Consider the following 24601-nt stretch of genomic DNA (forward strand, 5'->3'; position numbering starts at 1 on the left):
GCCCGGTATCCGTACCGGGCGGCGGCTCTCTCGTCTGTCCGCGGGGCGGTGTCCGCGCCGTGCCGGGGGACCGGTCGGTAGCCCGGCCACCGACCGTTTGAGAGCGGTCGCTCTGTTACTGTCTGACGCATGCCTCGCCCACGGGTCCACGACCTCGACCGGCTGCTCGACGCCACGGAGCGGCTGGCCGTGGAGTCCGGCCCCGCTGCGGTCACGGTTCGCGCCATTTCCGATCTGACGTCGGTCTCCAACGGCGCCATCTACAACGCGTTCGGCTCACGAGCGGGTCTGGTCGGGCGTGTCTGGCTCCGCGCGGCCCGGCGGTTTCTCGCCCTGCAGCAGGACATGGTGCGGGCCGCCCGGGCGCCTGGCCTAACGCGCAGCCAAGAGCCGGACCCGGGGTCGACGGCCGCGGTCGGCGCGGTGGTCGACGCGGCAATCGACGCCGTGGTCGCTGCAGCGGATGCCCCCGCACGGTTCCTCACGGAGCGCCCGGAATCGGGGCGGTTCCTGCTCGCGGTCAGCCGGACGGAGCTCCTCGGGTCCGCCGACCTGCCCAACGACCTGGCTGCGGAACTCGACGGTCTCGACGAGGAGCTCACCGACCTGTTCGTGGCGCTGTCCAGCGATCTGTGGGGCCGAGGCGACCGGGCCTGCGTTGACGTCGTGAGGGACTGCGTCGTGGAACTACCGACCGCACTGCTGCTCCGCGGACGCCGGGACCCGGACACGTCGGCCCGCCAGCGGATCGCCGCCTGCGTGCGCGCCGTGCTCGCCCTGGGACCGCCACTCGACGCACGCGGACCGGCAGACCCGGCCGGATCCCCCGATTTCATCGACAGAGAGGACCACCACCAATGACCCCCACACTGAGCTGGCACGAGGACGTCGCCGTCCTGACGCTCGGACACGACGAGAATCGTCTGTCCCCGGACTTCCTCGACGCCGTGAACGCCCGACTGGACGAGGTGGAGACCTCCGCGAGAGGACTGGTCACGGCCGGTTCCGGCAAGTTCTTCTCGAACGGTCTGGACCTGGAGTGGCTCATGGCCAACCCGGATCGACTCGACTGGTACGTCGACCGGGTCCAGCAGTTGTTCAGCCGCGTCCTGACGTTCTCCCTGCCGACGGTCGCCGCCGTCAACGGGCATTCCTTCGGGGCCGGCGCCATGCTCGCCATGGCCCACGACTTCCGGGTGATGCGGGCCGACCGGGGCTACTTCTGCTTCCCGGAGGTCGACATCAACATCCCGTTCACCGTCGGTATGGCCGCGCTCATCCAGGCCAAGACCACCCCGCAGACCGCCATCGCCGCGATGAGCACGGGACACCGCTACCCCGGCCCGGAGGCCAGCGAGGCCGGACTCGTGGACGCGACGGCGCCGGAGTCGGAGGTCATCACGGCTGCGGTGGAGCGTCTGCGGCCGATCCTCGGCAAGGACCGCAAAACCCTCGGGGCCATCAAGGCCACGATGTTCAGTTCCGTCACCGAGGCGCTTCGGCAGAGCTCGGAAGGAGAAGCGGGGTAACACGGATTCGGCCGCACGACGAGAGCCGCCGCTCGGTATCGCACACCGGGCGGCGGCTCTCACGTGATCACGAGCCCGGCGTCTCGCTGCCGGACGCCCGGGCCTCCTCGGGGCTAACCATCGAAGCCGTGAGCGAGCACCTCGAAGGCCTCGTCGAGCAGACCCGCCAGGGAGGAGTCGCCCTCGCGTTGCCGTGTCGCGTGCTTCCTCAGCGCGGCGCCGCACGCGGCCATGCTCAGATCCACCGTGAGTCGGGCGCGGAACTCGGTTCCGTTCTGTATGCGCTGACGGACCGATTCGTACAGAGGGCCGAGGATGTCCTCGATGTCGGGTCGCCTCTCCGGACCCAGGACGAACCCGATCCGCTCACCGAGTACGGCGAGGTTTCCGAGGGCGACGATGTCGTCCTCGGGCCGGGTGTAGGCCTCCTTGAGGATGCCGTGGAGGATGCGCAGTGCGGACATGTCAGAGGGCGCGTTCTCCACCTGCTTCGCCCACCGCGCGACCTGTTCGCGGACGAAGTACAGGAACGCGTCCTCGCGGCGGGCGAAGTAGTTGTGGAACGTCCGAGTGGAGACGCCGGCCCGTTCGGCGATGGCGGCGACGGTGGCCCCCTCCACGCCATGGCTGACGAGGAGTTCCACCGCCGCCACCGAGAGCCGTGTCCGGGTGTCGGCCTTCTTGCGCTCGCGCAGACTAGTCACGCTGCCGGCTCCCGGCACCCCCGTCGGAGGTCTCGCCACGGTCCTCGTGCTTCCCGGCGGCGGGAGACTGGTCGGCCACCGTCATCGAGGAGTGGCGTCCGGCGGCGACGGCGTCCCGGGACTCGTGCGGTCCACCGGCGACGTTGTCGTCGTCGTCCTTCTCTTCCAGGGCGGAGCCCTCGACGTCGACGGAAGGCAGGATCCGATCGAGCCAGTGCGGGATCTTCCAGGCGTTCTCGCCGAGCAGGAACATCACGGCCGGGATGATGGTCATGCGGACGATGAAGGCGTCGAAGAACACCGCGACCGCCAGGGCGAAGCCCATCACCTTGATGAACTGCTCGTCGATCGTCATGAAGGCGGCGAAGACGCTCATCATGATCAGTGCGGCGGCGGTGACCACGCGGGCGCCGTGCTTGAACCCGTTGGAGACCGCGTTGTGCGCGGTCTTGCCGTGGACCCAGCCCTCGCGCATCCGGGTGACCAGGAAGACCTGGTAGTCCATGGCCAGGCCGAACACGATGCCGATGAGCATGATCGGCAGGAAGCTGATGACCGGCTGCGGATCGGAGATGATCCCGAGCCAGCCCTCCTGCCAGATCGCCACCGTGAGCCCGAAGGTGGCAGCCACCGACAGGGCGAAGCCCAGCGCGGCGATCAACGGCACCCAGATGGACCGGAAGACGAGCATGAGCAGCAGGAACGCGAGTGCGAGCACGATGCCGACGTAGGGGAGCAGGACCTCGGAGAGTCGTTCGGAGATATCCTCGTAGATCGGGGTGACGCCGGTGACCGAGTAGGTGCCACCGGTCTGCGCCTCGAAATTACCGACCCCGCCGCGGATGCTCTCCAACACGTCCGCGGCGCGTTCGTCGGTGGCGCCGTACTCGGGGGTGATGAGCACCTGTGCCGCGTCGCCGGCCTCGTTCGGCTCGATGATCTGGGCGTTCCGTACGCCGTCGATCGACTGGATGTCCGTTGCCGCGGTGGCCCACGCCGCGGGCCGCTCCTCCTCGGGGACCGCGAGGGTGTCGACGAAGGCGATCATCGGGGCGTTGCGCCCGGGGCCGAACTTCTCCGCGGTGATGTCGTAGGCGATCCGGTTGGGGGTGTCGGGGGCCATGGTGCCGTCCGAGGGCATGGCCAGTCGCAGGTTCACGGCGGGCAGCGCCAGCAGGATCAGCAGGAGGATGCTCGCCGCGCCGAAGAGGATCGGGTGCGCGCGCACCCGGCGGACCCACGTCAGGCCCATCGTCGGCTTCTCGTCCTCCGGGTCCGGGGCCTTGACGCCCCCGATGCGGGCGCCGAACACCTTGGTGCCGACTGCGCCGAGGATGGCCGGTAGCAGCGTGATCGCGACGAGAACCGCGATCGCGACGGTGGCGGCGGCGGAGAGCGCCATCGCGGTGAGGAACGGGATGTTGATGATCGACAGCGCGGCCAGCGCGATGAGGACGGTCAGCCCGGCGAAGACCACCGCGGAACCGGCCTTACCCACGGCGAGTCCGGCCAGGTGGGCCCGCTGACGGAAGTCGATCTCCTTGAGTTTGGCGGCCAGTTCCCGCGGCTCGAGGTCGTTGCCACCGATGTACTTGACGAGTTCCGTGCGGTAGCGCGAGACGATGAACAGGGCGTAGTCGATGCCCACCGCGAGACCGATCATGGACGCCAGCGTCGGCGTCATGGTGTTGATGGTGTCGGTGAACCGGGTGGCCGCGAAGATGCCCGCGATGCCGATCCCCACACCGATCACTCCGGTGAGCAGCGGCATGCCGGCGGCGATCAGAGAGCCGAAGGTCAGGGTGAGGATGATCGCGGCGACGGCGATGCCGATGATCTCGCCGGTCGCGCTGATCTCGTTCATCTGGAACGCGTTGCCGGAGTAGGCGATGGTCAGCGTGTCCTGGTACTCGGCGACGAGATCGGCGAAGGCCTCCTGGTCGGCGGCCTCGACTTCCATCGTGCTCTCGGCCGCGAACTCGACCTGGACGGTGCCGGTCGTCTCGTCCTCGCTCAACGGGCTCAGGGCCGCGATGTCGGCGTCGATCTGCTCGGGCGGGAGCCCCTGCGCGGCCTTGGCCTCCGTCATCTGCTGCGTCATACCCTCGGCCGCCAGGACCGGGTTGACGATCGCGTCCGTCGCGGTGAGGTAGTCGAGTTCACGGACGTCGGCGAGGAAGGCGTCGACGTCCTCGCTCACCGCGGGGTCGGTGAGCGTCGTGCCCTCGGGCGCCTGGATCACGACGGTGCCCGTGGGCGCCTGCAGTTGATCCTCCGAGCCGGCGAACCGCTCCTGCATGGCCTCCTGGGTCTCGATGGATTCGAGTCCGGGGATCGAGAAGGTGGTGCTCGTCTGCTGCGACAGGGTGGCTGCGGCGGTGCCCATGCCGATGATCAGCAGCAGCCAGGCGGCGATGAACCTCCACCTGTGCAGATAGGCCGATCGTCCGATGCGGTAGAGAAATGTCGCCATGCTGCAGGATCCTCGGGTCGGGGGATGTGCTGACCCGTGGAGTTTTGCAGGAACACTGCACGATTGCACGGCCGTGCAAAGAAATGTGGCCAAGCTCTCCCGCGTCGCGGCCCGCGTCGGCTCAGGGGTGGTTCCAGCTGGTGACCGGCTCCTGCACGTTGCCGTCGGAGTCGTAGGTGTAGAAGCCCTCTCCGTCGCCGAGGCCGGCCTTACCGGCGTCGATGCCCTTCTGGAGCAGGTCGGCGAACTTGATCCGCGCCGGGTCGCCGGAGGCGCGGGCGATGTTGGCGGCGACGTTGAAGCCGACGGTGTCGTAGACCTGGAACGGGCCGGCGGGCGCGCCGGTGGCGGTGCGCCAGACGTTGTCGATGTCGGCGGGGTTGGCGATGCCGTTGACGTAGAGCTCGGCGCCCGCGTTCAGCCAGGGGACGAGCAGGCCGTTGAGCAGGTATCCGGGCGTCTCCTTGAGGACGGGCACCGGCACGAGTCCGATCTCGGCGGCGAACTCGAGGACGATCTCGAAGTATTTCCGGTCGGTCTGCTGCGCGACCATCACCTCGCCGGTGTTGTAGCGCCAGACGAGGTTGGCGAAATGCAGGGCGAGGAACTTCTCGGGCCGTCCGGTCTCGGCCGCGAAGTCGCTGGGGCGGAGCGTGGAGGTGTTGGTGGCGAAGATGGTCTTCTCGGGCGCGCTCCGGCCGATCTTCGTCCACACGTCCTTCTTGAGGTCGAGGTTCTCCGGTACGGCCTCGATCACCAGGTCCGCGTCGGCGACGGCCTCGGGGATGTCGGTGGTGGTGCGGATGGAGGCGACGGCCTCGTCGAAGCGCTTCTCGTCGAAGTCCGGCAGGTCGCGCCTGTAGTAGTCGCGCATCCATTCCCACCGCTCCGGAAGCTTGGCCAGGAGCTCGTCGGAGATGTCGTAGCCGGTCACGGTTTTCCCGTGGTAGGCCGCCTGCATGATGATCTGGGAACCGAGTACACCGGTTCCGAACACGGTGACGTTCGTGATGTCCGTCATGACTGACTCCTCTCGCCCGGGGTGGCGCCCCCGGGGCCTGTCGTGGTGCTGGTCGCGGATTCGGCGCCGGTGCCGGTGGTTGGTGTGGTGGCGGGCTCGGTGGGGCCCTGCCGTCGGGCGCGCGCGTACTCGTCCGGCTGGTGCACCACGACCTGTGTGCGCCTCCGGGTGAGGTAGTCGCGGAACCACGACACGAGTGCGGCGGCACGCTGGGACCAGCCCGACAGCAGGACGAGGTGCACTCCGAGCCAGGCAAGGAAGGCGAGCATGCCCTGGATCTGGAACCGGCGCGGGCCCATCTCCGCGATCGCGTGGCCGCGGCCGACCATGGCCATCACGCCCATGTCGCGGAAGCGGAACGGCTTCCGTGCTCGGCCTTGGAGGTCCGCGCAGATGTTGTCGGCCGCCCAGGTGCCGGATTGTTTGGCCACCGGGCCCAGTTGGGGCAGTGCGCGGCCCTTGGCATCGGTGATGTTCGCGGCGTCGCCGAGGACGTACACGCCCGGCAGGCCGGGGGCGGTGAGGTCGGGTTCGACGTCCACGCGCCCGCCGCGGCCGGTCGTCAGACCGGCGGGCTCGAGCAGTCCGGAGGCCTTGAGCCCGGCCGTCCAGATGACGATGGCGGCCGGCAGCTCGGTACCGTCCTCGAGCGCCACGCCGCTGGTGGAGACCGAGGAGACCGCTCTGCCCAGGTGGATCCGGACGCCGAGCTCTTCGAGGCTGCGGCGGGTGTACTTCTGCGAGCGCTTCGAGAACGGCGGCAGGACGGTGTCCACCATGTCGACGAGGTGCACCTCGCACTGCGCGGCGGCGAACTCGTCCGAGTAGTACTCCGACACCACGAACTTGATGTTCTCCGCGATCGCGCCGGCGGTCTCGACCCCGTTGGGGCCCGCCCCCACCACGACCACCGCGAACGTGCCCCGGCGCTCCGCGGCGTCGCGGGTGGCGGCGGCTCTCTCGAGCGCGCCGAGCATCGCCGAGGACAGGCTGGTGGCGTCGTCGACGGAGTACAGCGGGTACGCCAGCTCGCGCGCTCCCGGGGTGTCGAAGAAGTTGGGTTCGGACCCGGTGGCCAGCACGAGGATCCGGCCGCGGTACGTCAGCCCGTCGTCGGTGGTGACGGTCTTGGCGGCGGCGTCGACGGAGGCCACGCGCGCGGTCCGGATGGTCACGTGCTCCCGTTGGCGATGCAGTATGCCGCGCAGCGGGCGCGCCACGGTGGAGATCGCGATCTGCGCGGTCGCCGCCTGGTAGAGCAGGGGCTGGAACTGGTGGTAGTTGTTCTGGTCGAGCAACAGCACGTCCACGCCGGAGCGTCCCAGTTGCTTGGCGGCGTAGAGGCCGGCGAATCCGGCACCCACGATCACCACGTCGTGTTCGATCGCCGGGAAATCGTCGGCGGGATCAGTGTCTTCTGCCGCTGTGTTCGCCATGGCTCGTCCTTACTCGGCCCGTGAGGAGATGTCCACCGCGCGCCACCGCCCGCCACCGCCCGCGGCCGGACCGGTCGTGCCTACGCCGGGCCGGTGCCATAGTGGGAATCGCACGTCCCATCGTGTCCGGGCGTACAGCCTCGACAGGTGGCCACATCGCACGACATCGCGCAGCTCGACCCCGTGCGGGTCGGGGCCTGCACCGAAGAGAGGAATGCAGATGGCTATCAACGACGACGACATCACCACCTCCGGCGCGCAGGGAGAGGGCACCGCGGACGGCGGCTCCAACCCGGGCGGGCATGACGGCGGCGCTGACGGTTCCGCTTCAGCGGGCGAGGGCACTGCCGACGGCGGCTCGAACCCCGGCGGCCACGACGGCGGCGCTGACGGCTCGGCCGGCGAGGGCACTGCCGACGGTGGCTCCAACCCGGACGGGCACGACGGCGGCGCTGACGGCGCGGCCTGAGCGAAGGTGCTCGAGCGGTGCGTCGCACGCGGCCGGGATGAGTTCGCGGCGGACTACTGGGGTCAGCAGCCCCTGCTGAGTCCGGCGGCCCGCCTGCCGCGCGACTTCTCCGACCTGCTCACGCCGGCGATGGTCGACGAGATCATCGCCGAACGTGGGTTGCGCACGCCGTTCATCCGGATGGCGCGGGAGGGCGCGCTCGTCGACCGGGCGTGCTTCACCCGCACCGGCGGGTTCGGCGCACTGATGCCCGACCAGGTCGACCCCGACGGCGTACTCACGGAGTTCGCCGCCGGGGCGACGATCGTGTTGCAGGGTCTGCACCGGTTCTGGCCGCCGATCATCGACTTCGTCCGCGGCATGACCTCGGATGTCGGCCACCCGGTGCAGACCAACGCGTACATCACCCCGCCCGCCAACCGGGGATTCGATCCGCATTACGACGTGCACGACGTGTTTGTCCTCCAGGTCTCCGGTACCAAGCGCTGGCGGGTGCACGAGCCCGTCCATCGCCACCCGCTTCCCGACCAGTCGTGGACCGATCACCGCGAGGCGATCGCCGCTCGCGCGGTGCAGGCCCCGGTCATCGACGCGGTGCTCGAGCCGGGGGACTGCCTCTACCTGCCGCGGGGCTGGGTCCACTCGGCCGAGGCACAGGGTGACACCTCTATCCATCTCACCGTGGGCGTGTCCCCCTTCACCGGACACGACGTCGCCACCGCGGTGATCGAGGCACTGGCCTCGGAGGGTGAGTTGCGCGCGTCGCTGCCGCTCGGACTGGCCCTGGCCGACGCCGCACGGACCGAGGAGCACACCCGCCGGGTCCTCGATGTGCTGGCCAGGCTGATCGCCGAGAAGCAGGAAGAACTCGGAGCGCTCGCCGGCGACGCGCTCGCCACGCAGTACCTTGATCTGACGCGCCCCGCCGCGGTCCGCCCGCTGGCCACCCTCGACGCCCTTGCCGCGCTCGATGCCGACACCGCCCTGCGGTGGCGCGACGGCCTCCACGGCTCGATCGACCCCGCCCGCGCCGATTCTGACGTCGCCGCCGACTCGGCCACGGTGGTCCTGCGGCTGCCCACCAAGTCGATCACCTTCCCGGGGGAGTGCGCCCCCGCTCTGCGCGCGGTGCTCGACGGCGGTCCCGTCAGCGCCGCCTCGCTACCGGGTCTGGATGTGGACGACGGCCTCGTGGTGCTCCGCCGCCTGCTGCGGGAGGCAGTACTGGTGGCACTGTGAGCAGGCCTGCGGACTGGGAGCCGTGCAGTGACTCCGCGCTGCGCCGCGGCGATCCACTCGAGGGGTCGGGGTCGCGCGGGATGCGGTGGCTCATGCTCGAGCTCGCCGGCCCGTGGGGGCATTCGGCGTTGCTGGAATCGCCCGGGCTTCTCTCGCCCGAACTGGGCCGCCGCATCGCTCGGCGTGCCCAGTCGGAGGACATCCGGGTGGCCGCGATCCGTCGCCCGGGTAAGCGCTCCGAACAGCGGCGTTGGCGGTGGGCACTGGCCGATGCCCGGCCCGGACAGGAGTCCCTGCGGTGGGGCGAGGTGGACGGGCCCGACGGTTATGCGGAGATTCCCCTCGACGGCTCCGCGGGCACGCCGTCCGACGAGCCCCTGGTCGCGATCTGCGCGCACGGCAAGCACGACCAGTGCTGCGCCGTCCGTGGCCGACGCGCCACGACGCTGATAGCCGAGCGGTACCCGGAGGCGACGTGGGAGTGCTCGCATCTGGGCGGAGACCGGTTCGCCGCGACGATGATCGTGCTGCCGCACGGTCTTTTCTACGGCCGTGTCGATTTGGCGGTGGATCCTGCCGACATCATCACCCGGTACACCGAGGGCCGGGTGGACCCGCGCCACCTCCGGGGTCGCAGCAGCTACCCGGCGGCGGTGCAGGTCGCGCAGCACCGCGCCCGGTCGTTGCTCGGCGACGACCGCATCGAAGCCTTGGCCCCGCTGGACGTGACCGCCGTGGACGACGCCGGCCACGTCGTCGTCACCCTCGCGGGCCCGCTCGGGCCGATCGGGGTGCGACTGCGGGAGACCTTCTCCGAGCCGATCTTCACCATGTGCCAGGCCCGCTCGGCCGGCCCGGTCAAGCAGTGGGAGCTTGTCAGCATCAGCGCTCTGGAGTGACGCGGCTGGTGAGGGAGCCGGGCCGAGCAGTCGCCCGGAGCCGGGTCAGGCGTTCTCGACCACGGGCTCGGCGAGGTCGTCAGCCACCGTCTCGGCGGTGGGGTCGTCGAGCGGGATGGTGCAGGCGAGCGGCTCGCTGCCGGACCAGTCGTGGCCCCAGTAGCTGTCGGCGGCAATGAGCTGTGGCAGGTAGCTGTTCTCGTCCACCGTGAGGCCGTCGTAGCCGAACTCGATATCCCACCCGCCGGGGGCGCGGAGGTAGTAGGACACCATCTTGTCGTTGGTGTGTCTGCCGAGGGTGGAGGAGATCGAGAACCCGTGCTCGATCGTGCGCTCCATGGCTTGGGCGACCTGGTCCATCTCGGCCACCTCGAGCATGATGTGCACGATCCCGGGGCCCATCTGCGGCGAGGGCATCACCGCGAAGCTGTGGTGGCGCGGGTTGACGCCCATGAACTGGATGCGCAGCGGTGGCATGCCGGGCATGGGCGGGAACGGGAAGGCGCCGCGGGTGTGGAAGCCCAGGACGTCGCGGTAGAAGGCGATGGTCGCCTCGTGGTCGGTGGACGGCACCACGATGTGGCCGAGCCCCAGTTCGTCGGTGATGAACTCGGTACGGAACTTCGTAGACACCGCCGAGTGGTCGAGGCCTGCGCCGTGGAAGATCTCGAGCGGCTGCCCGGTGGGGTCGTCGAGGGCGATCAGCTCGTCGACGTTGCGGGCGCGGGCCTCATCATGGGACAGGTCGCGGTAGGCGACGCCGTGCTCGGTCAGGGCGGCGCGGACGCGGTCGAGGGCGAGTTCGTCACGCACCTCCCAGCCCATCGCGGTGAGCTTGTCGGTATCACCGCGGCGGACGATCAGGCGGTGGGCGCGCTCGTCGGTACGGAGGTAGAGGGTGTTCTCGTCGGAGCCGGCGCCTTCGCCCAGGTCCAGGACGTCGAAGGCGAGGGTGCGCCAGCGGTCGAGGTCGGTGGTGTCGATGGCGAGGTAGCCGAGTGCGCGGATGTCTCCCATGGGGCGGACCTTTCGGGAAGCGGGGGAACAGAAGTGTGCGGTGACGGGCAGGCGGGGCCGTCAGATCATTGCGCGGAGCGGGCCCTCGGGGTCCACGCCGAGACTCGAGAGCGCGGATGCGTGGAACACGGTGCTGGGCACGTGGATGGCGTGGTGGAGGCCGGCGTGCGCGTCACGCCAGAAGCGCTGCATCGGCTTGTCCATGCGCAGGGCAGTGCCGCCACACCGGGCGTAGATGTTGTCGACGGCGCGCACGGCGGTCCATGCGGCCTCGGCCTGCGTACGGCGGCCTTGCGCGCGCCTGGCGAAGCTCACTTCGTCGCCTCGGGCCACTATGTCCCAGATTTCTTCGGCGTTGGCGATGAGCGAATGACGGGCCTGGTAGATCTTCGCCTCGGATTCCCCGAGTTGGTAGAGGACGTAGGGGTCGTCCTTGATGGCGGTGCCCTGGGCGCCCACGCGCTCCTCGAGGTATTCGCGGGCGCACGCGAGCAGTCCCTCGCTGATGCCGACAGTGGCGGCGGTGATGCCGAGGGGGAACGCGCAGGACCACGGTATGCGGTACAGCGTCTGCTCGAGCCCCGCGCCCGCCACCTGGGAGCCGTCGATGAGGTGGTCGTACTCCATGACGCGCTCGTCGGGGATGAAGGCATCCTGCACCACGAGGTCTTTGGAGCCGGTGCCCCTGAGGCCAACGACGTCCCAGGAGTCAGCGATGATCTCGTAGTCCGTGCGGGGGATCACGACGTGCAGCATGCGGGGTGGCAGTTCCATGTTGCCGTCGGCGTCGTGGGCCATGGCGCCCAGGAAGGCCCACGTGCAGTGGTCGGTGCCGGAGGAGAAGCTCCAGCGACCGGACATGCGATAGCCACCTTGCACGCGGATGGCGATGCCGTTGGGCATGTACGGTGAGGCCATCCAGGTGTCGGGATCGGTGCCCCAGACGTCGTCCTGGACGCTCTTGTCGGCCATTGCGAGCTGCCATGGGTGCACGCCCACGATGCCGGCGACCCACCCGGCGCTCGGATTGATCGCGGCGATGCCCATGACGGTCTCGGCGAACTGCCGCGGCGTCGCCTCCATCCCGCCGTACTCGAGGGGCTGGAGCATGCGGATAACTCCGGCTTCCTTCATGCGGGCGACGGTGGTGTCGGGCAGTTTACCGAGCTCGTCGGCCTCGAGCCCCTCGGCGAAGAGGGCCTCGCGGTCGGCGGTGACTGCTGGGAGGACCGAGTCGGCGGTGAGGAGTGTTCCGGTCATCGGGGGGCCTTTCGGTGCAGTGGCGGCGGACCGCCTGGGGTGATGGCACCACTGTGGCCGAGGATGTGTCGTGGATCACTATGGATTTCCGGTGACCGGAAATCGGGGCCGGCTCGGGTGTTCTTGCACCGGTACTCCTTGGGGCATGAACACGACGATTGATCTCTCCGACACCCGGGCGCTGCGTGATGTGCTGGGCCGTTTCGGCACGGGTGTGTGCGTGGTGACCGGCCGCGACGCCGTCGGTGGGACGGTGGGGATGACCTGCCAGTCCTTCATGGGGGTCTCGCTGGAGCCGCCGCTGGTGCTCATCTCGGCGATGAAGACCTCCCGAACCCTGCGGCATCTCGTGGCGGACCGTCGGTTCGCGGTGAGCGTGTTGGGCGAGGGGGACGAGGCGGTGTCGGCGATGGCCGGTAGCAAAGCCGAGGACAAGTTCGAGCACATCCCGATGACGACGACGAGAAGTGGGCATCAGGTGCTCACCGATGCCCCGGCATGGTTCGCATGCACGCTCGAGCGTCAGGTGGAGACGGGCGATCATGACCTTCTGATCGGCCGGGTGGTCGAGGCCGGGCCGGCGGAGAGTGAGCGCCGACCGTTGCTGTTCCACGGGGGCCGATACGGCGAGTTGGCGGGAGAGTCGGTCATCCCGGTCTCGGCGGATCTGTCCAGCCTGCTCACGGCGACCGGTCCCGGGACGTGGTTCTAGCTACGGTTCGTGCGATTCTTCCAGCGGCCGGGGTCGATGGGGACCGGCAGTCCCGTGCCGAGTTGCTTGGCGGCGTGTTCGTAGCGCTCGGCCGTGCTGTCGATCAACTCGAGTAGTTCCTCGGCCATCGTGATCTCTGCCTCATAGTGTCGGCGTGACCAGTGCATGACCATGTTCGCGAACGCCCACGAGGGTTCGTCGCTCGAGTTTGCGGCACGGGTCGCGGCTCCGTCACGGAGTTCGACCATCTGCTCGATGTGCTCCCTGACCCGGGCTTTGAGATTCTCAGGCTCGTTGAGGTGCCCCAGCCACAGGTGTAGAAGCGTTGAGTGTTTGAGTGTCGGTCGGTCGACTTCGGCGGTCCGGGTCCACTCACGGAGCGCCGACAGGCCCTCCGGGGTGATCGAGTACGCGCGCCGCCGACGAGTGTCGCCGGGGGTGCTGTTGGACCGGACGTAGCCGTGCTTCTCGAGCCGCTTGAGCTCGGAGTACACCTGGCTGAAAGAGGGGCTCCAGTAGAAATAGTTGAGCGACCAGTCGGCCCACGTCTTGATGTCGTATCCCGAGAGTTCCTCGCCGAAGGTCAGCGTTCCCAGCACTGCCCACGCGGTGGCGGGCAGTGCTGGGAGCTCGATCTCTGCAGATGAATCGCTATTTTCGGGCACGGCCAACTCTAGCAATCCGTATGGCCGGGACTCGTCGTCGTGGGCCATGTTTGGAGGGCATCTGGCTCAGCCCACATCTCCGGGGACATAGAAACCCCGCTCGTTGTAGGTGCCGGGACTGATGAACAGCGGGACGTCCGGCGAACCGGTGGGGAAGTGGTTGGTCACGGTGTACCGGTAGGGGTTAGGGCCCTTGGCGTCGGTGACCCAGGGCGTCGCGTCGCCACCGTCTTCCGCGATCCCGCTGGTGAGCGCGGCGGCCATAGCCTGCGCGCTCGTGTCTCCGTCGGTCTGCTCGGCGGCCCAGCGAGCGAGCTGCACGGTTGCGCCGGCCACGGCCGGGGTTCTGATTCCCGTATCAGCGATCACGGATCCCTCGGGAGTATTGATCGCCAGTTCGGCGAAGTTCTGCATCTCGTCGGCCACATCGCCGTCGTCGACCGCCCAGTTCTCCTGGACCGCCAGGATGTTGGCGAGTTGCTCTGGTGAGAAGTGGTCGACGAGGGGGAACGTCGACGACGTGGCGGTGCCGTACGCCGGGACATCCCAGCGCATACCGGTGAGGGATTGGATGACGTACTGCACCGGTGTGCCGTAGCCCTCGAACACCAGCGCATCCGGATCGGTGGCGCGGAGCTGCTCGAGTTGCGGCGTCATGTTGAGGGCGTCGGTGGGGTAGCCCACGGACGTGAACTCGAGGCCGGCGGTCTCGATCACTTCCCGGTAGACGGACTCCGAGGCCTGGCCGGTGGGATCGTTGGAGAACGCCATCGCGACCTTCTGATGGCCCTTGTCCTGCAACTCGGCGACCAACGCATCGACGTACGTCGCCATCGGCTCGGTAGTGCCGAAGTGGTAAGGGAACTTCTCGGGGTCGTTGAGTAGATCCGACTGTGTTGCTCCGGCCGAGAAGATCTCCTCGCGCGTGGTGATGGGCAGCAGCGAGAGCGAGACGGCCGAGGAACCGCCCGGGTAGACCATGTCCGGTCGATTCCCCGAGTTGATCTGCTCTTGGAGGGCACTGACCGCCATGGTGGGGTCGTTCTGGTCGTTGTTCTCGATCAGCTCGACCTGCCGTCCACCGATGCCGCCGGCCTCGTTGACCTGCTCGGTCGCGGCCTTGACTCCCGCGAGAACGGAGCGACTCGCCGAGGAGGTGGGGCCGGACATGTCCGCTGTGAAGAAGATGCGGTACGGGCCGTCGTTCGACGGGGCGGATTCCTCACCGAGCCGGGTCTCGCTGCAGCCGGTAAGCGCCATGGCGGTGGCCGCGATACCGGCCACGAGGGGCATGAACCTTCTGGTCTTCATGGTGGCCTTTCTGTATTTCCGGTCAGAGGGGTGTGAGGTAGTCAAAGAAGCCGGGGCTGCGGCTCTCTCGTAGGCGCGAGAGTCTGCGGTAGCTGATCAGCCACCGCCCATCGACCAAGCGGTATTCCTCGTGGTAGTGGCCGAAGCCGTGGAGGTATTCCTCGCCGCGGGGGCCCGCCCACCACAGTCGGTCCTCCATGGGCCAGACACCGGTGGCGGTGGTGCCGGAGGTCAGGACGATCTCGAGACTGTGTCCGTGGTGGACGGTGGTCACGTGGGTGGGCCCGCCGAGCATTCGGCGGAGCGCTGCGGTCAGTGCCTCGGGTCCCACGACGCGGTTCGACCGGCCGTCGGACTTGGGCTGCTTGTCCGCGGGCAGGCCGCCCCAGGTCTGGCTGATCACGTCGTGGGTGTGCAGCGTCGGATAGACGTCCCAGCGCTTCTCGTCCAAGGCGCGCAGGCGGGCACTGAACACACGTCTGATCTCTTCGATCGCGAGCGCCTGGTCGCCGCTGCTCATCGTGATCGGCCCGGTCATCGTCCGCTCCCCAGATAGATCTCCTGGAGGAGTTGGCCGTCGCGGTACTGCGCGGGCTGACCGCTGGAGACGATGCGCCCGGAATCCAGGACGGCCACCGAGTCGGCCACGTCCAGGGCCACGTCGACGAGCTGTTCCACCACGACGACGGCCAGGCCCTCGTCACGGAGCCCGCGCGCCGTCTCGAAGACCTCCGTACGGATGGCGGGTGCCAGTCCGGCTGACGGCTCGTCCAACAGGAGAACTGAGGGGTCGGCGGCGAGCGCCTGGGCGATGGCCAGCATCTGCTGTTGACCACCAGAAAGTCCACCTGCCCGGTCGGAGCGCTTTTCTTGCAACACCGGGAATCGATCGAACGCGGCGGCAAGTGCCTGTTTCCGAGCCGCGGATCGCATGGACCACCCCTTTGCGGAGTAAGTGCCCAGCAGCAGGTTCTCCTCAACTGTGCGATTGCGGAAGACCCGCTTGCCCTCCTGTACCAGTCCGATACCGGCCGCGGCCCGCTTGTGGGCGGGCATGGCCGTGACATCGCGCTCGCCGATCGAGATCGTGCCTGTCCGGACGTTCGGCAGTAATCCGGCGATGGCTGACATCAGTGACGTCTTGCCGGCACCATTGCGGCCCAGGACCACCTGCAGAGCCCCGGCCTCGACCTCCAGATCGACGTCGTGGAGGACGGTCAGGTCGCCGTACCCACCGCCGAGTCCGCGCACGTGAAGCGTCGTCACCGGGCACCTCCTGTGTTGTCGGGCGTGGTGCCCAGGTATTCGGTGGCCACATCGTTGTTGTCCCGGATCTCGGCTGGTGGGCCCTCTACCAGCGTCTCGCCGCGAGAAAGTACGTGGACGTGGTCCGCCAGGCGCATGACCAGCGGAAAGTTGTGCTCGACGAGGATCACCGTGACGCCGGCGTCACGGATGCGGTGCAGCAGGTCCTCGAGACGTCGGAGGTCTCCCTCGTCGAGTCCGGAACCGACTTCGTCAAGGAGGAGCACCGAGGGGGATGCGGCGAGCGAGCGGGCGACCTCCACTAATCGGCGGTTGCCCAGCGGGAGCGAGTCGACGTCCTTGTTCATGACGCCGGCCAGACCTAGTGCGCCGAGCAGTTGCTCCGCGCGGACTGTGGCCTCGCGGACTCGCCGCCGGTGCCCGGGCAGCCGCAGGACGGTCTGTCCGAGCGAGGCCGGGTCGGTGAGATATCCGCCCAGTGCCACGAAATCGACCGTGGTCACGCCCTCAGGCATGATCGGCGTCTGGAACGTGCGCGTGACCCCGGCCCGGGCGACGGCGTCCACACTCATGGAGTTCAGCGCCCGGGCCCGAGTCCCCTCACCGAGGCGGACGGTTCCCGAATCCGGGCGCAGGAAGCCGTTGATCATGTTGAGTACGGTGGTCTTGCCGGAACCGTTGGTACCGATCAGCGCGGTGATCTGCCCCGGCCGAGCGGTGAAACTGACTCCGCGTACGGCATGGTTGCCGCCGAACGATTTGTCCAGGGCCTCTACCACCACGGGCTCGCCCTGAACGGCGCCCATATCCAGTTCTTCGTCGGCGTGCGAGTGGTCCGTCACCGTGTGACCGGGCGCAGGCACGAGACGGGAGAGCCATCGGCGCAACAGTCCGACCACGCCGTCGGGCAGGGCGATCGCCAGCACCATCAGCAGCAGACCGAAGATGATCAGTTGGTACTGGTTGAATCCAGTCAGTGAGTCCTCGGTGAAGTGTAGGACCGCCGCACCGAGAAGCGCTCCGTAGATCGAGGTCCCGCCACCGAGGACGGACGCCGCGAGCAGTGTGATCGCCAGCCCGAAGGTGAACGAGTCTGGGGCGATGAAGCCGTCCATCCATGCGAACAGGGCTCCACCGAGTGCGGGGGCGATGGTGCCGAGCACGTACACCTTGAGCTTGGTGCGGTACACCGACAGGCCCAGGGCACCGGCCAGCTCGGGGCTCTGCCGCAGCACCAGGAACCCGGTGCCGTGCGGCGAGAGGATGGTATTTCGCACCAGTAGGAACCAGGCGGCGGTCACCACCACCACGACGATGTAGTAGCCGTAGGCGCCCAGTTCGGAGCCGAAGAAGGTGGCGCGGTCCACGGCCATGCCCTGCCCGCCGCCGGTCCAGGTCCGGAATATCTCGATGAGGTTCGGCACGATCAACACCAGAAAGAACGTGACCATTGCCAGCGGCCAACCTGACAACCGGAGGCTGGGCACTCCGGTGATCAGGCCCACCACCACCGCACCGACGACCACCGCCACCAGTCCCAGCAGCAGATCGGACTGCCCGAGCGACATTCCGACAAACCCGGCGATATAGGCACCGATGGCGTAGAACGCGACCTGCCCCACCGCCAACTCACCGGCGTAACCGAGGACGAGATTGAGACCGGAGACCATCAGCGCCAGCGTGGCGACCAACATGATGTCGCGGGCGGCCACCGCGCCGATCAGACCGAACGAGGGACCGACGAGCAGGACGATCACCAGCAACAGTGGGACCGCCGGGGCGAACTTTCGCATGTTAGACACGTCAGACCGTCCTCTGTGCCGGGGCTCCGAAGAATCCGCCGGGTTTGACAAGCAAGATCACCAGAAGCAGAACGAACACCGCCACTTGCGCATACTCAGCACCTAGATAGCGGCCCGCCAACGCACTGAGCAGACCGGCGATGAACCCGCCGATCAGTCCACCGAGCTGGTTTCCGGCCCCTCCGATCACCACTGCGACGATTCCCAGTACCGCCAACGAATGACCGAGATTGGCGTCGGCGTAGGTGTTGCCGGCCACGAACAACGCCATGCCGCCGGCCACGGCGCCGGACAGCGCGAACGCGCCCATTCCGAGGCCGCGGGCGTTGATGCCCCTGGCTCCGGCGGCGTCGGGGTCCTCCGCTGACGCGAGGGCGCCGAGCCCGACCATCGTGCGGGTCATCGTGAGGTGAAGGAGGACGACGACGATGATGACCAGGGCGATGAGGAGCAGATCGCTCGGGCGAACGATTCCGCCGAGCAGGCGAACTGTGTCGCTGTCGATCACGGTGGGCACCGACCGGGGCTGATCACCGAAGGCCACCTTGACCACGCCCTCGATGATCTGGCTGACACCAATAGTCACGATGAGGGCCGTCAGATGACGGTGTTCGGCGATGAGTTTGCGCAGGGCCACCCGCTCCATGAGCAGCGATAGCACCGCGATCAGGAGCGCGCCGATGAGTACGCCTAGCGGCCACGGCAAGTTCCACTCGACGGTCACCACGAACGCGGTATAGGTGCCGGCCATGAGGAGGGTGGCGTAGGCGAAGTTCACCATCCCGGCGGAGAGCAGGACGATGTTGTAGCCGGTTGCGATCAGCGCGTAGAGACTTCCCAGGACGAGCCCCTGCCAGATCGTGGTCACGACCGCTTACCTGGGACGTACATGCCGGTATCGTCGTACATGCCCGGTTCGATGTAGAGGAAGATCTCCGGCGGGCTGAACGGGAAGTGGTTGTCCTCCGTGTACCGGTACGCGTTGGGCCCCTTGGAATCGGTGACCCACGGAGTGTCGTCGCCGCCTTCTTCCGGAAGGCTCTTGTAAAACGTCTCGATGATCGAGGCGGTGTCGGACTCGCCCTCGTTCTGCTCGACCGCCCAAGCCGTCAGCTGCACGGTCGCGGCGGAGACGGCGGGCAGTCGCACGCCGGTCTCAGGCAGGGTGTCGCCCTCGGGAGTGGCCTTGACCTTCTCGATGAACTCGACCATCTCCTGCGGGGTCTCGCCCTCGTTGACAGTCCAGTTGGACTGGATCACACGTACCTCCTCGAGCTCTTCCGCCGAGAAGTTGTCCACGAACGGGAATGTGGAGGAGGTTTGCGTGGAGAAGCTAGGGATGTCCCAGCGCATGCCGGAGCGGGACCGCATCAGGTACTGGACCGGGGTGCCATAGCCCTCGAAGATCAAGGCGTCCGGGTTCTGGGAACGCAGCTGCTCGAGCTGGGGGGTCATGTCCAGTGCGTCGGGTTGGTAACCGACGGACACGAACTCCATGCCTGCGGCCTCGATGTCCTCTCGGTATGCGGCCTCTGCGGCCTGGCCGGTCGGGTTGTTGGAGAAGATCATGGCGATCTTCTCGAAGCCGTTCGACTCGGCGATCTGCCCGAACGGCGGGACGTAGGCGTTGGTCAGTTCGGCGGTACCGAAGTGGTACGGGAATGACTCGGGGTCATTGAGCTGGGACGCGACGGTCGCGCCGATCGTCAGGATCTCCTCGCGGGTGGTGATGGGGAGCAGTGAGAGAGACACGGCCGACGATCCGCCCGGGTAAACGAGGTCGGGCTTGTTTCCGGAGTTGATCTGCTCCTGGAGTGCGCTGACGGCGCTGGTGGGGTCGTTCTGGTCGTTGTTCTCGATCAGGACGACCTCTCGGCCGCCGATCCCCCCGTTCGCGTTGGCATCGTCGACCGCCACTTTGATCCCCGAAAGCAGGGCGCGATTGAGGGTGGAGGTGGCACCGGTCATATCTGCGGTGAAGAAGACACGGAACGGACCGTCGGACGAGGACTCATCGCCCAGCTGCTGACCTCCGCAGCCGGCGAGGACGAGAGGCAGCGTGAGAGCACCGGCGACGAGTCTGGACACGGAACGGGGCATGAGGGTCTTCCCTTTCCTTCATTATGTGATGTGGAACATATGTCAAATAGGTATAACACAGTGTCTTAAGGCGCCCGGTCCGGTTCTCACTAACGCTTCGCGGGTGCGGTCATCGTTCGACGCTTCCCGCATCGACGGGTAGCGCCACCGCGGTGACGTATCGGGCCTCGTCCGACAGGAGGAACAGGCTCGCGTTGGCGACGTCCTCTGGCTCGACCCACGGGATGTCCAGTAGGTTCATGCTTCTCGCGGCGTCGGCGAATTGCTCCTGTGTGGGTGTCTCCGCGTGCGGCACGAAGGTCTTGCGGACGTGCTCGTTCTGGATCATCGGCGTGTTCACGTTGGTGGGGTGGACCGTGTTGACGCGGATCGAGTGCGGGGCCAGCTCTTGCGCAAGGGTGCGCATGAGCCCCACTACCCCGTGTTTGGCGGCCGAATAGTGCGCAACGCTGCGCAGGCCCTTGAGTCCGGCGATCGAGCTGACCAGGACGATCGAGCCCCCACCCCGCTCGATGAGGTGCGGGGCGGTCGCCCTGATGGTGTTCCAGGCCCCCGTGAGGTTGATGTCGAGCATGTCCTGCCAGGCGCTGTCCGAGAGTTCTAGTGCTGGACCTGAAGAAGTGATCCCGGCGGTCGCACAGACTCCGTCGATCCCGCCCAACTGCCGCACACCCTCGTCCGCGGCGGCGCGGAGGGCGTCCACGTTCCGGACGTCAGCGATGTGCGTGCTGGCGGTCCGGCCCAGGGTCTCGACCTGCGCCGCTGTCTCCTCGAGATCGGCCGTGGTGGCGGCCGGCGTCACGACCGAGTCGACGGGGCCGCACAGGTCGATGGCGACGACATCGGCGCCTTCGCGGGCGAATCGGACGGCTTGGGCGCGCCCGATCCCCCGTGCCGCGCCCGTGACCAGAACGACCTTTCCGGTCAGTCGACCGCCATGATCGGCGTCCGTGCGATGGGCTTCGTCCGTGATCGTGGACCGGTCGGTGGATCCCATGGTTGCTGGCTCCCGATGCTCCGTGGCCGGATCCCCCGGCCACTCTCTGTGACTCACGCCATATTCCTACTCGGCATATGAAAATTGCGCAAGGGCGCTTGCGCGTATGCCGAACAGGCATATGCTGTGGATCACAATTCGTCGGCGGAGTAGTGATCGAAACGCGGCAGACATGACCCGTGGAAGGGGATCTCATATGGAAGACGGACCTGATCTCAGGTCAGGCACGGGCGGCGCAGCCGACGTGGACGTAGTGGTGATCGGGGCCGGGATAGCCGGCCTGTACGCCGTCCACCGGTTCCGCGCCGACGGCCTGACGGTGCACGGCTTCGAAGCCGCCGACGGCGTGGGCGGGACGTGGTACCACAACCGCTACCCGGGCGCGCGGTGCGACGTGGAGAGCGTGGACTACTCGTACTCGTTCTCCGACGGGCTACAACAGGAGTGGGACTGGTCGGAGCGCTACGCCACGCAGCCAGAGATCCTGGAATACCTCAATCACGTGGCAGACCGGTTCGACCTACGTCGGAGCTTTGAGTTCGGCACCCGCGTCACCGCGGCGCACTTCGACGAGGCCACCGACCTGTGGAACGTCACGGTTGAGACCGCCACGACCGACGGCTCTGTCGAGGGGCGCTCGCTCACCTGCCGCCACTGTGTGTTCGCGACCGGCTCGCTCTCCGTGGCCAACTTCCCCGAAATACCTGGCCTGGGCGACTTCGACGGACGAGTCCTACACACCGCGCAGTGGCCGCACGAGAAGGTCGACTTCACCGGCCTCCGCGTAGGCGTGATCGGGACCGGCTCGTCGGGAATCCAGCTGGTTCCGGAGGTCGCGCGAGAGGCCGCGTCGGTAACGGTTTTCCAGCGGACGCCCAACTATTCGATCCCCGCCGCCAACCGGCCGATCGACGACGTCGAGCGCCGCGAGCAGAAGGCCACGTATGACGAGCGTCGGCGGAAGTCGCGGCTCTCCGGTGGTGGCTCCCCGTTCATCCCGCACGAGAAGAACACCCTCGAGGTGGATGCCGCAGAGCGCGAACGAGTGTACGAGCACTATTGGAACCTCGGTGGCGTCTTGTTCTCCAAGGCGTTCCCCGACCAGATGCGCGACGAGCACGCCAACCAGCTGGCCAGGGAGTTCGCCGAGCGCAAGATCCGCTCGGTGATCGACGACCAATCGGTGGCCGACCACCTCATCCCCACGGACCACCCGATCGGCACCAAGCGGATCGTCACCGACTCGGGCTACTTCCAGACCTACAACCTCGACCACGTGGAGCTGGTCAACCTGCGCCGCACGCCGATCGATCGGATCACCGCCGACGGGCCGGTGACGGTCGGGGAAGGCGACGAGGCGGCGCGGCTGCACGAGCTCGACGTCCTGATCTTCGCCACCGGCTTCGACGCGGTGACCGGCGCGATGGACGCGATCGACATCCGCGGTCGCGACCATCGCAGCCTCTCCGACGCGTGGTCGGACGGCGTGCGCAGCTACCTCGGGCTCATGGTGGCAGGCTTCCCGAACTTGTTCCTGGTCAACGGACCCGGCAGCCCGGGTGTGCTGGCCAACATGGTGCTCGCCTCCGAGCATCATGTGGACTGGATCGCCGACACCATCGGGCAGTTGAGGTCGGACGGCCGGCGCGCGATCGAACCCGACGAGAACGCGCAGGACGAATGGATGGCGGAATGCGCCCGCCTGGCCGACCAGACTCTCTTCCCCCGCGCCGACTCCTGGTATCTCGGCGCCAACATCCCCGGGAAACCGAGAGTGTTCATGCTGTACCCGGGCGGATTCGGCAACTACCGCAAGGTCGTGCAGGAACTCACCGATGCCGGCTACGAAGGGTTCGCGCTGCGATGAGTACACAGGGGCGGATGGAGGACCTCGTCGTCGTCGTCACCGGGGCTGCCGGAGGCATGGGTGAGGCCCATTGCCGGCGGCTCGCCGGGGAAGGCGCCGGGATCCTGGCGTTGGACCTGGACTCCGCGGCCACCACCGCGCGGCTCGCCGAGATCGTCGACGGGATCGTCGCCGACGGCGGGCGCGCGGCGTGGCGGACCGCCGACATCCGCGACGTCAGCGAGCTGGGCGCTGCCGTCACAGACGGGCTGGCCGAGCTCGGCGGCGCCCCGGGACGGGCGCCCCGTGTGGACGCGGTCGTCGCCAACGCCGGTGTGTACGACGTCCCCGGGCCGGCCTGGGAGATCGACGACGACGTATGGAACCGCTCATTGGACGTCAACCTCACCGGAGCGTGGAACTCAATTCGCGCCACCGAGCCGCACCTCGCCGACGGCGCGTCTCTCGTGCTGGTGAGCTCGACCGCGGGGCTCAAGGGCATCCGCGGAGCCGGGCAATACGTCGCGGCTAAACATGCGCTGGTGGGCTTGGCCCGAACGCTGGCGATAGAACTGGCGCCGCGGTCGATCCGCGTCAACACGGTGCACCCGGGGTCGGTGGCCACGCCGATGATCCTCAACGAGCAGATCTATCGGCGCCTCCGGCCGGACCTCGAGAACCCGACGCGCGAGGACGCCGCCGAGGCGCTCGCCGCCCGCAACCTGCTGCCGGTGCCGTGGGTGGAGCCCGAGGACGTCAGTGAAGTAGTGCTGTTCCTGTCCGCGCCCGAATCGCGATTCATCACCGGGCAGCAGATCGCCGTGGACGCCGGTCTCACGACGGCGTAGACGCTGCACCCTGCCGACCACACCGTGCCGACTGATGAGAGGAACGAGCCCATGATCACCGACCCCGAGGTGGCCGCACTACTCGCGCTGGTCGAGGAGGGATATCCGCAGGTCGAGACGATGGATGCGGTCGACGTGCGCGCCGCGTTCAAGGCGCGACAGAAGCGCCCGGCCGAGCCGGTCGAGGTGGGCGGGGCGGAGAACACGGTCGTCCCCGCTGCCGAGTACGGCGCGGGTGACCACGAGATTCCCGTGCGCGTATACCGACCCGTCGGCTCTGCTCCCGGTTCGCCGGAACCGGTGCCGGTCGTGGTGTTCGCCCACGGCGGCGGATTCGTTTTTGGCGACCTCGACAGTCACGACGACTTCTGCCGACGTATGTGTCGGGGCCTCGGCGCGGTCGTGGTGGCGGTGCACTACCGACTGTCACCGGAACACCGCTACCCGGCGGCGCTCCACGACGTCCACACCGTGGCGCGGTGGGTGACGGACCGAGCCGACGAGCTCGGCGTCGATCCGTCGAGGTTGATGCTGGCGGGAGACAGCGCAGGCGGCAACCTCGCGGCGTGTGCGGCGGTGCTGGCGCGAGACACCGGCGGACCGGCCGTGCGCGCCCAGTTGCTGATATATCCGATGACGGTGCCCGAGCACCGCGGCGACTCGTACCGCCGGTTCGGCGAGGGCTACGCGAACACCGCCGCGGCCACCGACTGGTACTGGGAGCAGCACCTGCCGGCAGGCTCGTCCGGTGAGCCGAGCCCGTATCTCTCGCCGGTGACCGCCGACCTCGCCGGCCTGGCGCCGGTGGTGATGATCAGCGCGGAATGCGACCCGTTGCACGACGACGCCGAGGTGTACGCCGGCGCCCTCGAGCGTGCCGGCGTCCAGTGCTGGTACCGCAGTTACCCGAGCACCTTCCACGGCTTCGCCACCATCTCGGCGTTGTCCGTGGCGCGGCAGGCCCAGGAGGACATGTGGGAGCAGCTGCGAGCGCTGCTGTACTGACG

Annotated in this window: 23 protein-coding genes; 9 read left to right on the forward strand and 14 right to left on the reverse strand. The window is 68.0% G+C overall.

The features are described from left to right. The first annotated feature begins 129 nt into the window (after window positions 1-129). Window positions 130-861 (forward strand): TetR/AcrR family transcriptional regulator, encoded by a 732-nt coding sequence (locus ACWIE7_RS14620; protein WP_454057861.1) that lies wholly within the window; start codon window positions 130-132, stop codon window positions 859-861. After that, window positions 858-1529: an enoyl-CoA hydratase/isomerase family protein gene (locus tag ACWIE7_RS14625; protein ID WP_452100077.1), complete on the forward strand. Its 672-nt coding sequence runs from the start codon at window positions 858-860 to the stop codon at window positions 1527-1529. The genes ACWIE7_RS14620 and ACWIE7_RS14625 overlap by 4 nt, the downstream gene beginning before the upstream one ends. A gap of 113 nt (window positions 1530-1642) precedes the next feature. On the opposite strand, the gene ACWIE7_RS14630 is transcribed toward ACWIE7_RS14625, so the two are convergent. The 4 genes from ACWIE7_RS14630 to ACWIE7_RS14645 form a co-directional block, all read right to left on the reverse strand. Further along, the gene (locus ACWIE7_RS14630) at window positions 1643-2233 is read right to left on the reverse strand and encodes a TetR/AcrR family transcriptional regulator (RefSeq protein ID WP_454057860.1); all 591 of its coding nucleotides are present in this window, start codon (window positions 2231-2233) and stop codon (window positions 1643-1645) included. Continuing rightward, window positions 2226-4706: an MMPL family transporter gene (locus tag ACWIE7_RS14635; protein WP_454069695.1), complete on the reverse strand. Its 2481-nt coding sequence runs from the start codon at window positions 4704-4706 to the stop codon at window positions 2226-2228. Before ACWIE7_RS14635 ends, ACWIE7_RS14630 begins: the two co-directional genes overlap by 8 nt. A 121-nt stretch (window positions 4707-4827) precedes the next feature. After that, a complete protein-coding gene (locus ACWIE7_RS14640) occupies window positions 4828-5727 on the reverse strand; it encodes a 3-hydroxyacyl-CoA dehydrogenase (protein WP_344992119.1) in 900 nt (299 codons plus the stop codon). Next, the gene (locus ACWIE7_RS14645) at window positions 5724-7163 is read right to left on the reverse strand and encodes an NAD(P)/FAD-dependent oxidoreductase (protein ID WP_454069697.1); all 1440 of its coding nucleotides are present in this window, start codon (window positions 7161-7163) and stop codon (window positions 5724-5726) included. The genes ACWIE7_RS14640 and ACWIE7_RS14645 overlap by 4 nt, the downstream gene beginning before the upstream one ends. Before the next feature lie 220 nt (window positions 7164-7383). Between ACWIE7_RS14645 and ACWIE7_RS14650 the strand changes: the two genes are divergently transcribed. The 3 genes from ACWIE7_RS14650 (at window position 7384) to ACWIE7_RS14660 (ending at window position 9770) form a co-directional block, all read left to right on the forward strand. After that, window positions 7384-7632, forward strand: a complete 249-nt coding sequence (locus ACWIE7_RS14650; protein ID WP_230931076.1) for a BatC protein — start codon at window positions 7384-7386, stop codon at window positions 7630-7632. A 6-nt stretch (window positions 7633-7638) separates the two neighbouring features. After that, window positions 7639-8871, forward strand: coding sequence for a cupin domain-containing protein (locus ACWIE7_RS14655; RefSeq protein WP_454069699.1), 1233 nt, complete (start codon window positions 7639-7641; stop codon window positions 8869-8871). Between the two features lie 80 nt (window positions 8872-8951). Beyond that, window positions 8952-9770, forward strand: a complete 819-nt coding sequence (locus tag ACWIE7_RS14660; RefSeq protein ID WP_452100120.1) for a sucrase ferredoxin — start codon at window positions 8952-8954, stop codon at window positions 9768-9770. Between the two features lie 45 nt (window positions 9771-9815). On the opposite strand, the gene ACWIE7_RS14665 is transcribed toward ACWIE7_RS14660, so the two are convergent. Next, window positions 9816-10787, reverse strand: a complete 972-nt coding sequence (locus tag ACWIE7_RS14665; protein ID WP_454069701.1) for a VOC family protein — start codon at window positions 10785-10787, stop codon at window positions 9816-9818. Between the two features lie 60 nt (window positions 10788-10847). After that, complete coding sequence (locus tag ACWIE7_RS14670; protein WP_452100071.1) at window positions 10848-12047, reverse strand: acyl-CoA dehydrogenase family protein; 1200 nt, start codon at window positions 12045-12047, stop codon at window positions 10848-10850. Window positions 12048-12192: 145 nt separating this feature from the next. Here ACWIE7_RS14670 and ACWIE7_RS14675 point away from each other — a divergent pair, with 145 nt between their 5' ends. Next, window positions 12193-12759 (forward strand): flavin reductase family protein, encoded by a 567-nt coding sequence (locus ACWIE7_RS14675; protein ID WP_452100070.1) that lies wholly within the window; start codon window positions 12193-12195, stop codon window positions 12757-12759. Here ACWIE7_RS14675 and ACWIE7_RS14680 read toward each other — a convergent pair. The 8 genes from ACWIE7_RS14680 to ACWIE7_RS14715 all read right to left on the reverse strand — a co-directional run bounded on the left by ACWIE7_RS14680 (window position 12756) and on the right by ACWIE7_RS14715 (window position 20900). After that, window positions 12756-13472 (reverse strand): PadR family transcriptional regulator, encoded by a 717-nt coding sequence (locus ACWIE7_RS14680; protein ID WP_454069703.1) that lies wholly within the window; start codon window positions 13470-13472, stop codon window positions 12756-12758. The two genes, ACWIE7_RS14675 and ACWIE7_RS14680, sit on opposite strands and share 4 nt — an antisense overlap. Before the next feature lie 18 nt (window positions 13473-13490). Next, window positions 13491-14735: an ABC transporter substrate-binding protein gene (locus tag ACWIE7_RS14685; RefSeq protein ID WP_454069705.1), complete on the reverse strand. Its 1245-nt coding sequence runs from the start codon at window positions 14733-14735 to the stop codon at window positions 13491-13493. Between the two features lie 22 nt (window positions 14736-14757). Continuing rightward, window positions 14758-15273, reverse strand: a complete 516-nt coding sequence (locus ACWIE7_RS14690) for a nuclear transport factor 2 family protein (protein WP_454069707.1) — start codon at window positions 15271-15273, stop codon at window positions 14758-14760. Further along, on the reverse strand, window positions 15270-16001 hold the full coding sequence (locus ACWIE7_RS14695; protein WP_295648783.1) for an ABC transporter ATP-binding protein: 732 nt from the start codon (window positions 15999-16001) through the stop codon (window positions 15270-15272). The genes ACWIE7_RS14690 and ACWIE7_RS14695 overlap by 4 nt, the downstream gene beginning before the upstream one ends. After that, on the reverse strand, window positions 15998-17794 hold the full coding sequence (locus ACWIE7_RS14700) for a branched-chain amino acid ABC transporter ATP-binding protein/permease (RefSeq protein ID WP_454069732.1): 1797 nt from the start codon (window positions 17792-17794) through the stop codon (window positions 15998-16000). Before ACWIE7_RS14700 ends, ACWIE7_RS14695 begins: the two co-directional genes overlap by 4 nt. A gap of 10 nt (window positions 17795-17804) precedes the next feature. Then, a complete protein-coding gene (locus ACWIE7_RS14705) occupies window positions 17805-18671 on the reverse strand; it encodes a branched-chain amino acid ABC transporter permease (protein ID WP_452100066.1) in 867 nt (288 codons plus the stop codon). Then, window positions 18668-19903, reverse strand: coding sequence for an ABC transporter substrate-binding protein (locus tag ACWIE7_RS14710; RefSeq protein ID WP_452100065.1), 1236 nt, complete (start codon window positions 19901-19903; stop codon window positions 18668-18670). Before ACWIE7_RS14710 ends, ACWIE7_RS14705 begins: the two co-directional genes overlap by 4 nt. A 109-nt stretch (window positions 19904-20012) precedes the next feature. Then, a complete protein-coding gene (locus tag ACWIE7_RS14715; RefSeq protein ID WP_454069710.1) occupies window positions 20013-20900 on the reverse strand; it encodes a mycofactocin-coupled SDR family oxidoreductase in 888 nt (295 codons plus the stop codon). Between the two features lie 196 nt (window positions 20901-21096). On the opposite strand from ACWIE7_RS14715, the gene ACWIE7_RS14720 reads away from it, so the two are divergent. Genes ACWIE7_RS14720 through ACWIE7_RS14730 form a run of 3 tightly spaced genes read left to right on the forward strand, consistent with a single transcriptional unit; the run spans window position 21097 to window position 24599 of the window. Continuing rightward, window positions 21097-22767 carry a flavin-containing monooxygenase gene (locus ACWIE7_RS14720; protein WP_454069712.1) on the forward strand — a complete coding sequence of 557 codons (1671 nt, stop codon included), beginning with the start codon at window positions 21097-21099 and terminating at the stop codon, window positions 22765-22767. Further along, window positions 22764-23594: an SDR family oxidoreductase gene (locus ACWIE7_RS14725; protein ID WP_454069714.1), complete on the forward strand. Its 831-nt coding sequence runs from the start codon at window positions 22764-22766 to the stop codon at window positions 23592-23594. The genes ACWIE7_RS14720 and ACWIE7_RS14725 overlap by 4 nt, the downstream gene beginning before the upstream one ends. 51 nt (window positions 23595-23645) lie before the next feature. Further along, on the forward strand, window positions 23646-24599 hold the full coding sequence (locus ACWIE7_RS14730; RefSeq protein ID WP_454069716.1) for an alpha/beta hydrolase: 954 nt from the start codon (window positions 23646-23648) through the stop codon (window positions 24597-24599). The last annotated feature ends 2 nt before the right edge of the window (window positions 24600-24601 follow it).

The sequence above is a fragment of the Dietzia sp. NPDC055343 genome (genome assembly GCF_053645265.1).

Coding starts and splice junctions, on each gene's coding strand:
- ACWIE7_RS14685 (WP_454069705.1), bottom strand. CDS start 14,735: ATGAAGACCAGAAGGTTCATGCCCCTCGTGGCCGGTATCGCGGCCACC.
- ACWIE7_RS14620 (WP_454057861.1), top strand. CDS start 130: ATGCCTCGCCCACGGGTCCACGACCTCGACCGGCTGCTCGACGCCACG.
- ACWIE7_RS14730 (WP_454069716.1), top strand. CDS start 23,646: ATGATCACCGACCCCGAGGTGGCCGCACTACTCGCGCTGGTCGAGGAG.
- ACWIE7_RS14690 (WP_454069707.1), bottom strand. CDS start 15,273: ATGACCGGGCCGATCACGATGAGCAGCGGCGACCAGGCGCTCGCGATC.
- ACWIE7_RS14650 (WP_230931076.1), top strand. CDS start 7,384: ATGGCTATCAACGACGACGACATCACCACCTCCGGCGCGCAGGGAGAG.
- ACWIE7_RS14680 (WP_454069703.1), bottom strand. CDS start 13,472: ATGGCCCACGACGACGAGTCCCGGCCATACGGATTGCTAGAGTTGGCC.
- ACWIE7_RS14675 (WP_452100070.1), top strand. CDS start 12,193: ATGAACACGACGATTGATCTCTCCGACACCCGGGCGCTGCGTGATGTG.
- ACWIE7_RS14700 (WP_454069732.1), bottom strand. CDS start 17,794: ATGCGAAAGTTCGCCCCGGCGGTCCCACTGTTGCTGGTGATCGTCCTG.
- ACWIE7_RS14645 (WP_454069697.1), bottom strand. CDS start 7,163: ATGGCGAACACAGCGGCAGAAGACACTGATCCCGCCGACGATTTCCCG.
- ACWIE7_RS14660 (WP_452100120.1), top strand. CDS start 8,952: ATGCGGTGGCTCATGCTCGAGCTCGCCGGCCCGTGGGGGCATTCGGCG.
- ACWIE7_RS14670 (WP_452100071.1), bottom strand. CDS start 12,047: ATGACCGGAACACTCCTCACCGCCGACTCGGTCCTCCCAGCAGTCACC.
- ACWIE7_RS14625 (WP_452100077.1), top strand. CDS start 858: ATGACCCCCACACTGAGCTGGCACGAGGACGTCGCCGTCCTGACGCTC.
- ACWIE7_RS14640 (WP_344992119.1), bottom strand. CDS start 5,727: ATGACGGACATCACGAACGTCACCGTGTTCGGAACCGGTGTACTCGGT.
- ACWIE7_RS14725 (WP_454069714.1), top strand. CDS start 22,764: ATGAGTACACAGGGGCGGATGGAGGACCTCGTCGTCGTCGTCACCGGG.
- ACWIE7_RS14665 (WP_454069701.1), bottom strand. CDS start 10,787: ATGGGAGACATCCGCGCACTCGGCTACCTCGCCATCGACACCACCGAC.
- ACWIE7_RS14710 (WP_452100065.1), bottom strand. CDS start 19,903: ATGCCCCGTTCCGTGTCCAGACTCGTCGCCGGTGCTCTCACGCTGCCT.
- ACWIE7_RS14635 (WP_454069695.1), bottom strand. CDS start 4,706: ATGGCGACATTTCTCTACCGCATCGGACGATCGGCCTATCTGCACAGG.
- ACWIE7_RS14715 (WP_454069710.1), bottom strand. CDS start 20,900: ATGGGATCCACCGACCGGTCCACGATCACGGACGAAGCCCATCGCACG.
- ACWIE7_RS14720 (WP_454069712.1), top strand. CDS start 21,097: ATGGAAGACGGACCTGATCTCAGGTCAGGCACGGGCGGCGCAGCCGAC.